The 349-nt window shown below is 53.3% G+C and carries 2 tRNA genes; both read right to left on the bottom strand.

What is annotated here, in order from left to right:
- Positions 1–116 precede the first annotated feature (116 nt).
- Positions 117–191, bottom strand: a tRNA-Asn gene (locus BA1_RS18325).
- A gap of 6 nt (positions 192–197) precedes the next feature.
- Positions 198–274: transfer RNA gene (locus tag BA1_RS18320), tRNA-Ile, on the bottom strand.
- Positions 275–349: the final 75 nt, after the last annotated feature.

Below are 349 nucleotides of genomic sequence, written 5' to 3'. Positions count from 1 at the left end.
CGCTGACCTCCTGCGTGCAAGGCAGGCGCTCTCCCAGCTGAGCTAAGGCCCCGATTTATAGAAGACCTACACCCTTAGCAGGGGCGCCTCTTCAGCCACTTGAGTACTTCTCCATTTGGCTCCGCAGGTAGGATTCGAACCTACGACCGATCGGTTAACAGCCGATAGCTCTACCACTGAGCTACTGCGGAAGGTCATGGTGGGCCTGAGTGGACTCGAACCACCGACCTCACGCTTATCAGGCGTGCGCTCTAACCAGCTGAGCTACAGGCCCATCTTTCATATCGAAGATATGATGTTGTAGGATCTTTTCCAAGTTCCTTCAAAACTAAACAAGACCAAAACGCAC

The organism is Bacillus xiamenensis, assembly GCF_000300535.1.
Taxonomy (GTDB): Bacteria; Bacillota; Bacilli; order Bacillales; family Bacillaceae; genus Bacillus; species Bacillus xiamenensis.
This window is presented reverse-complemented; position numbering and strand designations above follow the sequence as displayed.